At 71.5% G+C, this 12,413-nt stretch carries 11 protein-coding genes; 7 read left to right on the forward strand and 4 right to left on the reverse strand.

Going from position 1 to position 12,413, the window contains the following annotated elements; genetic code table 11:
• Positions 1-298: 298 nt before the first annotated feature.
• Positions 299-1,342: a T6SS phospholipase effector Tle1-like catalytic domain-containing protein gene (locus QRX50_RS47520; protein ID WP_285969603.1), complete on the forward strand. Its 1,044-nt coding sequence runs from the start codon at positions 299-301 to the stop codon at positions 1,340-1,342.
• 3 nt (positions 1,343-1,345) lie between these two features.
• Here the strand turns inward: QRX50_RS47520 and QRX50_RS47525 are convergent, their stop codons facing one another.
• The gene (locus QRX50_RS47525) at positions 1,346-2,572 is read right to left on the reverse strand and encodes an NAD(P)/FAD-dependent oxidoreductase (RefSeq protein WP_285969604.1); all 1,227 of its coding nucleotides are present in this window, start codon (positions 2,570-2,572) and stop codon (positions 1,346-1,348) included.
• A 193-nt stretch (positions 2,573-2,765) separates the two neighbouring features.
• Here QRX50_RS47525 and QRX50_RS47530 point away from each other — a divergent pair, with 193 nt between their 5' ends.
• Both QRX50_RS47530 and QRX50_RS47535 read left to right on the forward strand, forming a co-directional pair.
• Positions 2,766-2,969, forward strand: a complete 204-nt coding sequence (locus QRX50_RS47530) for a hypothetical protein (protein ID WP_285969605.1) — start codon at positions 2,766-2,768, stop codon at positions 2,967-2,969.
• A 306-nt stretch (positions 2,970-3,275) separates the two neighbouring features.
• Positions 3,276-5,054, forward strand: a complete 1,779-nt coding sequence (locus tag QRX50_RS47535; RefSeq protein WP_285969606.1) for a hypothetical protein — start codon at positions 3,276-3,278, stop codon at positions 5,052-5,054.
• Between the two features lie 4 nt (positions 5,055-5,058).
• Here the strand turns inward: QRX50_RS47535 and QRX50_RS47540 are convergent, their stop codons facing one another.
• The gene (locus QRX50_RS47540) at positions 5,059-6,396 is read right to left on the reverse strand and encodes an aminotransferase-like domain-containing protein (protein ID WP_285969607.1); all 1,338 of its coding nucleotides are present in this window, start codon (positions 6,394-6,396) and stop codon (positions 5,059-5,061) included.
• A gap of 126 nt (positions 6,397-6,522) precedes the next feature.
• On the opposite strand from QRX50_RS47540, the gene QRX50_RS47545 reads away from it, so the two are divergent.
• Positions 6,523-7,350, forward strand: a complete 828-nt coding sequence (locus QRX50_RS47545) for an ABC transporter ATP-binding protein (protein ID WP_285969608.1) — start codon at positions 6,523-6,525, stop codon at positions 7,348-7,350.
• A 262-nt stretch (positions 7,351-7,612) separates the two neighbouring features.
• Complete coding sequence (locus QRX50_RS47550) at positions 7,613-8,269, forward strand: O-methyltransferase (protein WP_285969609.1); 657 nt, start codon at positions 7,613-7,615, stop codon at positions 8,267-8,269.
• 50 nt (positions 8,270-8,319) lie between these two features.
• Here QRX50_RS47550 and QRX50_RS47555 read toward each other — a convergent pair whose 3' ends face one another.
• Both QRX50_RS47555 and QRX50_RS47560 read right to left on the reverse strand, forming a co-directional pair.
• Entirely contained in the window at positions 8,320-10,299 is a 1,980-nt protein-coding gene (locus QRX50_RS47555) for a transglycosylase domain-containing protein (RefSeq protein WP_434533219.1), read from the reverse strand.
• Positions 10,300-10,360: 61 nt separating this feature from the next.
• On the reverse strand, positions 10,361-11,068 hold the full coding sequence (locus QRX50_RS47560) for a FadR/GntR family transcriptional regulator (protein WP_434533220.1): 708 nt from the start codon (positions 11,066-11,068) through the stop codon (positions 10,361-10,363).
• A gap of 85 nt (positions 11,069-11,153) precedes the next feature.
• Here QRX50_RS47560 and QRX50_RS47565 point away from each other — a divergent pair, with 85 nt between their 5' ends.
• The gene (locus tag QRX50_RS47565) at positions 11,154-11,753 is read left to right on the forward strand and encodes an ArsR/SmtB family transcription factor (RefSeq protein WP_285969610.1); all 600 of its coding nucleotides are present in this window, start codon (positions 11,154-11,156) and stop codon (positions 11,751-11,753) included.
• Complete coding sequence (locus QRX50_RS47570) at positions 11,750-11,971, forward strand: hypothetical protein (protein ID WP_285969611.1); 222 nt, start codon at positions 11,750-11,752, stop codon at positions 11,969-11,971. The genes QRX50_RS47565 and QRX50_RS47570 overlap by 4 nt, the downstream gene beginning before the upstream one ends.
• Positions 11,972-12,413: the final 442 nt, after the last annotated feature.

Consider the following 12,413-nt stretch of genomic DNA (forward strand, 5'->3'; position numbering starts at 1 on the left):
GCGAGGGATCCAGAGGTCTGGAGGATTTGTTGCCAAAAGAGATCGGATCTCCCTGGTGGGGGGCCCTGGGGACGCCGCTGCCGATCGTCCCTCGGTCCAGGCGTGGGCGCACGCCGGCGCCGGCGCGCTTTCGTCGGATCTTTCCCCACGGGCGTGGGGACAGCGTGAATACGACGTGTTTCCTGTGTTTCTCTTGCCACACCTCGGCTTCGGTACCGATTCGGCCGAACCCGTTGAAAACACCGCCGGGTCGTGACTTGATGGCTTCCGACCCATCGACGCTGTGAACGAGGTGCGGATGCCCAAGCGGATCCTGATCTGCTGCGACGGCACGTGGGACTCGGCGGACCTGGCCGACGGCGGCGTGCCCGCCCCGAGCAACGTCACCCGCCTCGCGCTGGCCACCGCGCCGGTCGACGAAGCCGGCACGGAGCAACGGGTCTTCTACCAGTCGGGCATCGGCTCCCAGCGGCAGCGCCTGCTCGGCGGCGCGTTCGGCGTCGGGCTCTCGCGCAACGTCCGCGAGGTCTACACCTATCTGGTGCACACCTATGAGCCCGGCGACGAGATCTTCTTCGTGGGCTTCAGCCGCGGCGCGTACACCGTGCGCAGCGTGGCCGGCTTCATCCGCAACTGCGGCCTGCTGCGCCGCGAGCACGTCGGCCTCGTCAAGCGCGCCTACGGCCTCTATCGCGACCGCAGCGACAAGTCCCACCCGCGCAACACCGAAGCCACGCTGTTCCGCCGCACCTATTCGCACGAGCCGCGGATCCGGTTCATCGGCGTGTGGGACACGGTGGGCGCGCTCGGCGTGCCGCTCACCGGCTTCTGGCCCATCGACGTGTTCAACCGCCGCTTCCAGTTCCACGACACCGCGCTCAGCTCCACCGTGGACGCCGCGTTCCAGGCCCTGTCGATCGACGAGCACCGCAAACCGTTCGTGCCCTCGATCTGGGCGCCGCCCGCCGCGCCCGGCACGGAGCGGATCGAGCAGGTCTGGTTCGCCGGCTGCCACTCCGACGTCGGCGGCGGCGGGCAGACCCAGCGCAGCCTCTCCGACGTCCCGCTGCGCTGGCTCGCGAGCCACGCCGCGCTCAACGGCCTCGCGCTCCTGCCGGACTTCCCGTGCGAACCCGACGCCCTGGGTCCGATGTTCCCGTCCCGCAGGGGCTTCTACCGCCTCCTGCCCTCGGTGACACGCGGCATCGGGACCACGGACCCGAAGCACGAGTTCGTCGCCTCCAGCGCGGTCACCCGCCACAAGCTCGCGGCCGACTACGCGCCGCCGAACCTGGTGGGGTACCTGGCACTGGACGGGCTGGTCATTCCGGTTGAGGTCTGAGCCTTACCCGACATCGGCGAGGTTGCCCGACTTCAGCTCCTCGTCACTCACCTTCATCCGCCCGTCCACCAGGCGCTGCAACGCATCCCCGTCGTCCCACTGGTTCACGTTCATCGCGGCGTGCACCTCGCCTTCGGCGCCGACCCAGAAAGCCGTGAAGTCGCGCGCCGCGAGGTCGCCGCGGACGACGAGGCGGTCGTGGCCGGGGTCGGCGAGGCCGCGGTACTCCATGCCGAGGTCGTACTGGTCGGAGAAGAAGTACGGCGAATCCAGGTACGGCTCGTTCTCCCCCAGCAGGTTCCCGGCCACGTGGGCGCCCTGCGTGCGCGCGGTGGCCCAGTGCTCGACGCGCACGCGGTGGCCGTAGCGCGGGTGGAAGTGCGACGCGATGTCGCCGACGGCGTAGACGTCCGGGGCGGCCGTGCGCAGGCCCGCGTCGACCGCGACGCCGCCGTCGTCCGTCAGCTCGAGGCCCGCCGTGTGAGCGAGTTCCACGCGCGGGGCGGCGCCGACGGCCACGAGGACCACGTCGGCCAGCAGCTCCTCGCCGCTCTGCAATCGCACGCCGCGTACGCCGCTCGGGTCACCCGTGACCTCCGCGACGCGCTCCCCCAGGCACCAGTGCACGCCGTGTTCTTCGTGCAGGGACTGGAAAACCTCGGCCACCTCGGGGCCGAGGACCTTGCCGAGCGGCCGGCGCCCGGGCGCCACCACGGTCACGTCCGCGTCGTGCGAGCGCGCGGCCGCCGCGGCCTCGGTGCCGATCCAGCCGGCGCCGATGACCACCACGCGCCGGGCGTCGACGAATGCCGTGCGCAGGCTGAGCGAGTCGTCCAGCGTGCGCAGGGTGTAGAGGCCCGGGAAGTTGCCGCCGGGCGCGGTCAGCGGTCGCGGGCGGGAACCCGTCGCGAGCACGAGCCGGTCGAAGCGGTGCTCGCCGCCGGCGTCGTCGAGGACCAGGCGTGCGCCGAGTTCCAGGCGTGTGGCCGTGAGGTCGGAGGTGAGCCGGATGTCGTGGGCGGCGTAGAAGCCCTCTTCGTGCACCCAATCGGGTTCGTCGGTGGTGCCCAGCAGCACGCCCTTCGACAGCGGCGGCAGCTCGTAGGGCCGGTGCGGGTCCGAACCCATCAGCAGCACGTCGCCACCGAAGCCCTTCTCGCGCACCCCGGCGGCGGCCGAGGCCCCCGCGAGACCGGCCCCGACGATCACGATCTTGCTCGGCTGTGCCATCCCGACCTCCCGAGTCCCCGCCACCTGCCGCCCGGACGCTACTCCCGTCGCCCGGACGGCACATCCCAGGTGAACTCGCCCGGAGAACCCGTCGGTAGGCAATTCGGGTGAACCCGCGTAAGACCCGCGTGAGGCGTCCGTCCCACCGCCGCACGAAGCACGACCGCGACGCGGAATCGGGAGGGCGAGAGCCGTGACAGACCGGGACGAGTGGTCCATCGGCTGCCGGGATCTGGCGGGCAGGCGCAGGGACGTGACGGTGTTCGTGAGCAGCGACGACAAGATCGTGCTCGTGGCTCCGCCGGGCGAAGCGGCCGTGCTCGGTCCCCTCGACGTCGGACGGCTGAGGGCCGCGCTGCGCGACGCCGTGGTGGTCGTGGCGCAGCACCCGGAGTGATAACAGTATTTTCTGCCTCGGCTCCGCCGAGGCGTGCGAGATCGCCTCGCAGCCGGTGTGGGGATCGAGCGGTCGGATCGGCCTGGCGGCCGATCGCACCGCTCGCTCCCCACGCCCGCGCGATCTCGCGCTGTGGTCACCCACCTGGTCTAGCGTGTGATGCCGGAATCGCCCCCGGTCTGCAGTGCCTCCCCCGACAGGCCTCCTCCTCGCCGCCACGGCTGAGCGCCTGGACTGGTGTCGCCGCGGCTGGCTCACCGCGGCCCGGGTGGGTTCGCCAGGCCGGTTACGATCGCTGTCCAGACCGTGCGTGGAAGGGAAACGGACAGCGTGGACGTCGCCGGTGCGACGCTGCCTGCGGCCGACAGCATCAGGCGGCGGGTCGCGCTGCGGTGGGGTGCGCATGCCGCGTGGGTGCTCGTGCTCGCGATGGCGACGGAGCTGCGCGTGGGCCGGTTCGGGTTCCACCCGTCGGACCAGGGTTTCATCCTCGCGCAGGCGTGGCGGGTGCTGCAGGGCGAAGTGCCGCACGCCGACATCATCTCCGCGCGGCCGCTCGGGTCGGCGATCCTGCACGTGGTCGACTTCGCGCTGCCCGGGCCGCTGTTCTTCGCGTCCAGCTGCCTCGCGATGGTGCAGATCGCCCTGACGACGATCGCGTTCGCCGTGCTCGTGACGCGGCGGCCGGTGCTGTCGTGGGGGCCGGGCCTGACGGCGCTGGTCGCGGCGGCGGCCCTGCTGAACCTCAACGGCTTCCCGCTCATGGCGTGGCACACCGTCGACGGGATCACGCTCACCGCGTGCGGCGCGTGGGCCCTGGATTCGGGTCTGCGCAAGGGAAACCCGTACGCGCGGCTCGGCGGGCTGGCACTACTGGGTGCGGCGGTCTTCGTGAAGCAGAGCTTCGTGCTCGCCGCGGTGATCGGATTGGTCTGGACCTTGTGGTACCCGAACCGGCTTCGCCGCCTGCCGGGTGACGTGCTGGCGTTGGGCGCGTTCGGGATCGCCTACGTGGCCTGGGTGAGCATCGGCGGCGGCTTCGGCGAGATGGTCGGCCAGCTGACGGGCGGCGTGCCCGCGTACGGCGAACGGCTGCTCGGCTTGTGGCTGGAAGACCCGCAGGTGCTGCTGCGCCCGCCGGTGCGGGAGCTCACGTTCTTCGCGGCGATCGCCGCGGTGCTGCTGGTGCTCCGGCTCGCCGGCGACCGGCTCGGCGCGGCCGGGCGCGTGGTGTCGTGGCTGCTCGCGCTCGGCGGCGCGGCCGCGGTGGTGTGGACCGTGGTCGACGGGCGGTTCACGGCTTCGTCGCGCTGGGCCGACGTGCTGTGGTGGATCCTCGCCGTCGCCGTCGTGGTCCACGCGACCGTGCGGCGCAAGGTTTCCTGGGCGGGGCTGCTCGTGCTCGCGACGGGCTTCATGACAAGCCTCTCCTGGGGCAACGACACCCCGACGCTGCTCACCGGCTCGCTCGCGCTCACGGCGTTGCTGCTGCTGGGTTTCGTGCTGCCGGACCTCTCGCCGGTGCTGCGCCGCACGTGGCTGACGGCGACGGCGGGCCTGACCGCGGTGGTGCTGTGCGGCTGGGCGGTCGTGGCGCACCACGACGAAGCCGCGTACCTCGACCTGTCGCACGACAAGCTCACGGCCGACCTCGGCACGGTCAGCCCGGCCATGCGCGGCATCCGCACGAATCCCTCGACCTACACCTACGTCGCCCAGATCCGCGACTGCCTCCAGCGCTACCCGGCTTCGCGCGTCGCCGTGCTGCCCGACAACCCGTTCGCCTACCCGGTTTTCGGGCTGCGCAACCCGTTCCCGCTGGAGTGGCCGCTGCCGTTGGAGATCGTCGGCGACGCGCCACAGCGCATGCTCGACACCGCGGCGGAGCTGAATCACGAAGGCGACTACCTGGTGCTGTTCGAGACCGTGCCGAACAAGACACTGGCCCAAGGCGGCCCGGTGCCCGCTCAAGTCGGGGCCGATGCCCCGATCGTCGACTACCTGGGGCTGGAGAACGCATTGCGCGCGCGGCTCACCGGACAACCGGTGGCGTGCGGGAGTTTCGTCGGCAAGTGGGTGCGCTGAGTCGTCAGTCCGGCACCGTGTCGTCGGGTGATCCGGCCGCCAGCGTCGCGAGCACGTCGAGCGCGGCCGCGAGGATTTCCTTGGGGGGCGCGGAAACCGCGAGCCGCACGGCGTTCGGCGCGTGACCCGGCAGCACGGCGAACGAGGCCGCCGGCGACAACGCGATGCCGTGCCGGGCGGCCGCGGCGACGAACGTCTCCGCGCGCCACTGCTCGGGCAGCTCCCACCAGCGGTGGTACGCGGCCGGATCGCCGACGACGGTGAACCCGGCGAGGCGCTCGTCGAGGATGGCGGCGCGTTCGGCCGCGTCGGCGCGCTTCGCGGTCTCGACCTCGGCCAGCGCACCGCCGGTGATCCAGCGCGTGGCGGCCTCCATCGCGAACCGCGTGGCACCCCAGCCGCCCGACCGGACGGCGCCCGCGAGCCGCGCGGTCCACGCCGCCGGCGCCACCACGAACCCCGCGGTGAGACCGGGCGCGACCCGCTTCGACAGGCTGTCGACGAACACCGTGCGCTCGGGCGCGAGCGCGGCCAGCGGTTCGACGTCCGGGCGCAGGAACGTGTAGATGCCATCCTCGATCACCGGCAGGTCGAGGCGCCGCACGGTGTCGGCCAGCTCGGCGCGACGCGTCGGCGACATCGTCGGCCCGAGGGGGTTGTGCAGGGTCGGCTGCACGTACAACGCGCGCACGGGCGCCGCCGCGTGGGCGGCTTCGAGCGCGGCCGGGACGAGGCCGTCGGCGTCGGTTTCGACGGGCACCAGCTCGGCGCCCAAGCGCGTGGCCAGCGCCTTCACCACCGGGTACGTCAGCGCTTCGACGGCGAGCCGCTCCCCCAGCGGCACGAACGCGGAGATCGCCGCCGCGATGCCCTGGCGGCCGTTGCCCGTGAGCAGAACCGTCGCCGGGTCGGGTGTCCAGCTGCCACGGGACAACATTCCCGCCGCGGCTTCCCGCACCGCTTTCGTCCCCGCGGCGCCGACGGGGTGCAATGCGTCGGTGAAGACGTCGGCGCGAAGCAGCGGCTCCAGCGCGTACGCGAGCTTCGCGGATTGGCTCGGCAACACGGCGAAGTTGAGTTCGAGGTTCACGCGCGCGTCGCCGGGTTCGGCGAGTGCGGGCTCGGGCGCCGGGCGCGCGGCCCGCACGAACGTGCCCCGGCCGACCTCACCGACCGCCAGGCCGCGGCGGATCAGCTCGCCGTAGACGCGGGCGGCGGTGGAACCGGCGATGCCTCGGTCGCGCGCGAACCGGCGTTGCGGCGGGAGGCGGTCGCCCGGCCTCAGCCGGCCCGCTTCGATGTCGGCGGCGAGCTCGTCCGCGACGACCCGGTAGTCGTCCATCGTCACCTTCGCTTACGCCGTGAACCGCACAGAACCCCGTCCGCATGATGACACCGGCTGGTCACGTTCGGCGAATGCGACCCAGGGAACTCCCCGAACGAGGGTCGCTAGGTTAGCCTAACCTGTGTGGAACAGACGATCGCGGAAGCACCGACGCGGACCGAGCCCCGGCTGCACGCCGAGGAACTGACCCTCGCGTACGACGGGCGCACCGTCGCCGAAGACCTCGGCGTGGTCATCCCGGACAAGTCGTTCACGGTCATCGTCGGCCCCAACGCGTGCGGCAAGACCACGCTGCTGCGCGCGCTCGCGCGGATGCTCAAGCCCCGCAAGGGCTCCGTCTACCTCGACGGCTCGGTGATCTCCAGCTACGGCGCCAAGGAGGTCGCGCGCCGCCTCGGTCTGCTGCCGCAGAGCTCCGTGGCGCCCGACGGCATCACCGTCGCCGACCTCGTCGCGCGCGGCCGCTACCCCCACCAGCGCCTGCTGCGCCAGTGGTCTCGCGACGACGCCGCCGTGGTCGCCGAGTCGATGGAAGCCACCGGCGTCTCGGACCTCGCGGAGCGGCTCGTGGACGAACTGTCCGGCGGGCAGCGCCAGCGCGTGTGGATGGCGATGGCCCTGGCCCAGCAGACCGACCTGCTGCTGCTCGACGAGCCCACGACCTACCTCGACATCGCGCACCAGATGGACATCCTCGACCTGTGCGCCCAGCTGCACGCCGAACAGGGCCGCACGCTCGTCGCCGTGCTCCACGACCTCAACCACGCCGCCCGCTACGCCACCCACATGATCGCCATGCGCGACGGCCAGGTGCTCGCCACCGGCGCGCCCGACGAGGTCGTGACGGAGGAGAACGTGGAGAAGATCTTCGAACTGCCGTGCCGCGTCATGCCATGCCCCGAAACCGGCACCCCGCTGGTGATCCCGAAGTCGGGCCGGCGCGCGGCGTAGCCGCGCACCTGGGCGAGCGGTTCGGCACGCCGATGTTGCTCTTCCCCCGGTCGGGACGAGCGAAGTCGGGTTCGTCGGGATGAACGATCCGGGCGCCGGCAGGCGGCCTTCCGAGGCCAGTTCGGGAAAGGCCACCTCGCCCGCGGAGCGCGGCGGCCCCGGGAACCGGCCGCAGTGCCACGTATCGCCCGACGCCACGCAAGGCGGTTTCCGCGTCGCCGCCGCACCTGCGGTCCTCGGTTAGATTGGTGCTGGAGGTGCCATGACCCGCGAACTCTGGACCGCAGTCGACGACTACCTGGCCGAAGCCCTGCTCCCCGCCGACCCGGTGCTCGACGCCACCCTCGCCGAGTCGAGCGCGGCGGGCCTGCCGGCCATCGCCGTTTCGCCCACGCAGGGCAAGCTGCTTCACCTGCTGGCCGTCACCGCCGGCGCCCGCTCGATCCTGGAGATCGGCACGCTCGGCGGCTACAGCACGATCTGGCTCGCCCGCGCCCTGCCACCCGGCGGCACGCTGGTGACCTGCGAATACGACCCGAAACACGCCGCCGTGGCCCGGACGAACCTCGACCGCGCCGGCTTCGGGCCCGACGTGGCCGACATCCGCGTCGGCGCCGCTCTCGACACCCTGCCCACGCTCACGGGCCCGTTCGACTTCGTCTTCATCGACGCCGACAAGGCCAACCTCGCGCCCTACGTCGCCGAAGCCGTGCGGCTGTCCCGGCCGGGCACCACGATCGTGGTCGACAACGTCGTCCGCGACGGGGCCGTCCTCGAGGCCGCCAGCACCGATCCGTCCGTGCGGGGCGTGCGCGAGATGTTCGAGGCACTCACCGGCGACGACCGCCTCGACGCCACCGCCATCCAGACGGTGGGCGACAAGGGTTACGACGGTTTCGTCCTCGCCCGCGTGCGCTGACCTGATCGTTTCCGTGGAGAGCGCCCGTGAAAGGCGCCCTCCACGAACGATCAGCGACCGGGCGGCGCCGTCTGCTTCGCGAGCGGAGGAGCGAACCGCGGCTCGACCCCGCCGGTCCCCTCGATCGGCTGTCCCTGCTCCGCCTGCACCATGAACGTTCGCCAGATGTCCGCGGGCACGGTCGAACCCATCAGCTTCCGCCCCTGCGCGTCGAACAGCCGCCGCCCGTCGTCGGAGCCGACCCAGACGGCCGTGGCCAGTTGCGGGGTGTAGCCGATCGCCCAGGCGTCCTGGTTGTCCGACGAGTTGCCGTGCTGGAACTCGCCCGTGCGCAGGGCGGCGGGGCGGCCGTCGGGCAGGAAGGTCTGCAGCACGTTCGTGACCTCGGCGGAGATCTTCGCGCTCACGCCGGCGTCGTCGGAGAACGCGGGGTGCGGCTCGTCGTCGTGCTGCCACACGACGCTGCCGTCCTGGGTGAGCACCTTGTCCACGAGGTGCGGCGCCACGCGCATCCCGTCGGCCGCGAAGGTCCCGTACGCACCGGCCAAGTCCAAGGGCCGTAACGGATACCGCCCGACCGCGATGCCCGAGCCGATCAGGAACCCGTCCTTCTCGCGCAGGGTCGGCGAGCCGTCGACCGCCTCCGCGATGCCCGCGTCGCGGGCCGCGGCGCTCACCGCGTCGGCGCCGACGCGTTTCGCCAGCCCGATGTACGGCGTGTCGGCGCCCGAGGTCATGGCCGTGCGCAAGGTGCACGTGGACGGGCACTTCTGCGGGTACTCGAAGTTCTCCCCGAGGAAGTCGATCGCGCCCGGCGCGGCCACGGGTTCGTCCGGCGAGACGCCCGCGCGCACGCCCGCGGTGAGCGTGAACGGGTAGAACGCCGAGCCCGCCGCGTGTTCCGTGCCGGCGTAGTCGCGGACGCCGTTGTCGCCGCCGTCGTACGCACGCACCGCGCCGGTGGCCGGATCGACGGACACTAGCGCGCCGCGGAACTCCTTCGGCTCGCCCTTCAGCCGGTCGGCCAGCGTCGAGCGCGCGGACTCCTGCGCCTTGCGGTCGAGTGTGGTCTGCACGACCAGGTTCCCTTGCTGCAGGCGGGAAAGCGGGAACCCGTCCTGTTCGAGCTCGCTGAGCACCTGCTGCTTCACGTGGTACTCGTCGTAGGTCACGCTCGCGCGCGTCTCCGAAGGCGGCAGGATTTCCTTGCCGGGGTAGGCCATCGTGGCGGCGTCAGCAGGCTTGACGTAACCGCGCTGCACGAGCTTGTCGCGCACGTACGTCCAGCGTTTGGCCGCGTGCGCGTCGCCCGAAACGGCCGGGTCGTGCACCGAGGGCGACTGGATCATCCCGGCCAGAAACGCGGCTTCGCTCCAGGTCATGGAGTCGTCGAGCGGACGGCCGAAGAACGCGTTCGTCGCGGCCGCCGGGCCGAACGTGCCGCGACCGAAGGAGATGATGTTCACGTAGCTGGTGAAGATCTGTTCCTTGCTCTGCTGCTGCGTGATCTTCGTGGCCAGCACCAGTTCCTGCAGCTTGCGCCCGAGCGTCGCGTCGTCGTCGCCGGTCGATTTCTTGATGTACTGCTGGGTGATCCCCGAGCCGCCGCCGACACCGGTCAGAAACGCGCGGCCGATTCCGGTGGGGTCGAAGCCCTCGTTGTCCCAGAACGTCGGGTCTTCGGTGGCGATGATCGCGTCACGCAGCTTCGCGGGCACCTTGTCGTAGGGCACGAAGGAGCGGTTGCCGTCGGCCGGCAGCACCTTGAGCAGCTCGCTGCCGTCGGAGTACTTCAGCACCACGGTCTTGTCGAGCGAGGCGAGCACGTCCTGCGGGCTGCGGACGTCCATCAGCAGGTAGGCGACCCAGAACGCGATCAGCGGCAGGCCGACGAAGACGCCGAAGCAGCCGTACGCGATGCGCCGGATCTTGCGCCACCGGCGGCGGCGACGGGCGCGGGGATCGTCGGGCTGCTCGTTCGTGACACTGCTGGTGGCTCCGTCCGTCTCGGCATCCGTGTCGCGTAGCACGATGGGACGACGGCCGGACGGGTGAAAAGGTTGTGCGGTTCGGTGAGAAATTGACGGCGGGTCACGACAGGAAGGCCCGCAGCAGCGACGCCGTGCCCTCGATGTGCTCGGCCATCGCGTGGCGCGCGGCCACCGGATCGCCGGCGAGGATGGCGTCGACGATCGCCTCGTGCTGGGCGTTGGAGTGCTCCAGGTTGGGCTCGAGCAGGGGGATGCAGTCGAGCAGCTGGTTCACGCGCGTGCGGGCGTCGGCCATCGCCGTGGTGAGCGAGCTCGACGCCGTGACCTCGGCGATCGCGAGGTGCAGGCGCGAGTCCTTGCGCCGGTAGTCGACGAGATCGGCCGCCGCGGCTTCGGCGAGCGTGGTCTTGAGGTGCTGGCGGTCGGCCGGGCTGAGCGTCCGCGCGGCAGCGGCCTCGGCGGCGCCGGTTTCGAGCACGTGGCGCAGGCACAGCGCGTCTTCGAAGGCGGCTGCGTCGATCTCCCGGGTTTTGCTCTGCGCCGGCTCGGGCAGGTTCTCGTTCACGAACGTGCCGCCGTAACGGCCCCTTCGTGATTCCACGTAACCCGCGTCGGCCAGCGCGCGGATCGCTTCCCGGAGCGTCACCCGGCTCACCCCGAGCCGCTCGGCCAGCTCACGCTCCGAGGGCAGCCGCTCCCCCGCGCCGACCACGCCGAGGCGGATGGCCTGCAGCAGGCGTTCGACGGTCTCCTCGAACGCGTTGCCCGCGCGCACCGGCCGGAACAGCGCCTCGTTCGCGCTAGCCACCGACGTCTCCACGATGGCGAGTCTAAGCCCGCGCGATTGCAGAGATCTATTTGCAAAGAATCCTCTGCGGTGTAGTTTGTGTTTCATGAGCTCCGCCGACCGCACCGAACGGATCCTCGACGCACGCACCCTGCGCGCGCTCGCCCACCCGCTGCGGATGCGGCTGCTCGACCTGCTGGAACAGGACGGCCCGGCCACGGCCACCGGCCTGGGCAAGCGCGTCGGCGAGAGCTCCGGCACCACGTCCTGGCACCTGCGCCAGCTCGCCGACGCCGGCCTCGTCACGGAGGACCCTGACCGGGGCTCGAAACGCGAACGCTGGTGGAAGGCCGCCCAGGACTACACCACCATCCGCACCGGCGACTTCGTCCGCGACCCGGAGCTCGCCGGCCCGATCTCGACGGTCCTGCACCAGCTGGTTGTTCAGCGCCACCAAGAGGAAGCACAGTTCGTCGCCCAGCTGCCGCGGTGGCTGGACCGGTGGGAACACAACGCCACCATGACCAGCGAACACCTCTCCCTGACCCCCGAGGAAACCCGCCGGATGAGCGACGAGATCATCGCCGTGGTCGACCGCTACCGCCGCCCGAGCCGACCGGGCGACGACGCCGTCGTCGCCCACTGGGCCGCCTTCCCGCGCACCGCCCACCCCGAAGAACCCACCGACACCCTCGGGACACCATGATTCCGCACCACGTCACGGAACACCTCGTCGCCGCACGCCAGTCCGAACTCCGCACCGCGGCTTCTCGCCACCGCGCCACGGCCGCCGCCGCGCTGCCCCGCACGCTGCCGACGGCCACCGTCACCGCCCGCCAGCGCCTGGGCTGGCTGCTGGTCCAGACGGGCCTGAGGTTGGTGACCGACCGAGGTCGACGGCCGCAGATCACCTTGCCGGCTTGAGAACTGTTCGGGCGTTGGTCCACTAAGGACAGATGACCTTTCGCTTCAGGCGTCGGTTCCCTATGGAAACCGTCCACCCCGCGCCCGGCCTCGTGCCTTCACTGCAGCCACTCCTCTCTCCACGTAGGTCCCTCTCCACGGTGGGTCCCTTCGCCCGGCGAAGGCCTCCGCCGCACACAACCCACCCACGACTCCGGCGCCCACCCAGCCGCGGCGGGACCGTTCGCCCAGCGAAAGCCGCGTGAGCACCGAATCCACCCGCGCCATGGCTCACATCGGCACGAACGGGACCGTTCGGCCAGCGAAGGTCCCTACCGCACCCACGCCACGGGCGACCACCGAGTCGCGGGACACTTCGCCCGGCGAAAGGCGCATGAGCGCCAGACCCACTACGCGCCATCGCTCACGCCAGCGCGATGGGACCGTTCGCCCAACGAAGGTC

This window comes from Amycolatopsis sp. 2-15 (genome assembly GCF_030285625.1).
Lineage (GTDB): Bacteria > Actinomycetota > Actinomycetes > Mycobacteriales > Pseudonocardiaceae > Amycolatopsis > Amycolatopsis carbonis.